Genomic DNA, 553 nt, shown 5'->3' with positions numbered 1-553 from the left:
AACGTAAAAAAGCCCGCAATTGCTTGCGGGCTTTTCTATTTGGCTCCCTCTACTGGACTTGAACCAGTGACATACGGATTAACAGTCCGCCGTTCTACCAACTGAACTAAGAGGGAATTATATGGTGGTGGGAGAAGGATTCGAACCTTCGAAGGCAGTGCCGGCAGATTTACAATCTGCTCCCTTTGGCCACTCGGGAATCCCACCGAAATTTAATGGTGCCGACTACCGGAGTCGAACTGGTGACCTACTGATTACAAGTCAGTTGCTCTACCTACTGAGCTAAGTCGGCACAAAATTTCGTTACATAGCATGTTAATAAATAACACTATGTCTTTATGTTGGCGGAGCGGACGGGACTCGAACCCGCGACCCCCGGCGTGACAGGCCGGTATTCTAACCAACTGAACTACCGCTCCAATTCTTTACGAAACTCGATTACATCGAATCTCTAGAATTTGGCGGAGAGATAGGGATTTGAACCCTAGATACGCTATAAACGTATGCCGGTTTTCAAGACCGGTGCTTTCAACCACTCAGCCATCTCTCCAAT

The 553-nt window shown here is 47.7% G+C and carries 5 tRNA genes; all 5 read right to left on the bottom strand.

Features of this window, described 5'->3' with window-relative positions:
* Nucleotides 1-40: 40 nt before the first annotated feature.
* Nucleotides 41-116: transfer RNA gene (locus BTN98_RS13355), tRNA-Asn, on the bottom strand.
* Between the two features lie 6 nt (nucleotides 117-122).
* Nucleotides 123-207, bottom strand: a tRNA-Tyr gene (locus BTN98_RS13350).
* A gap of 9 nt (nucleotides 208-216) precedes the next feature.
* A tRNA-Thr gene (locus tag BTN98_RS13345) sits at nucleotides 217-292 on the bottom strand.
* Nucleotides 293-342: 50 nt separating this feature from the next.
* A tRNA-Asp gene (locus tag BTN98_RS13340) sits at nucleotides 343-419 on the bottom strand.
* Between the two features lie 40 nt (nucleotides 420-459).
* A tRNA-Ser gene (locus BTN98_RS13335) sits at nucleotides 460-550 on the bottom strand.
* Nucleotides 551-553 lie beyond the last annotated feature (3 nt).

The sequence above is a fragment of the Photobacterium aquimaris genome, from assembly GCF_002954455.1.
Lineage (GTDB): Bacteria > Pseudomonadota > Gammaproteobacteria > Enterobacterales > Vibrionaceae > Photobacterium > Photobacterium aquimaris.
Note: the sequence above shows the minus strand (reverse complement) of the source record. Positions and strands in the feature narration are given on the sequence as shown.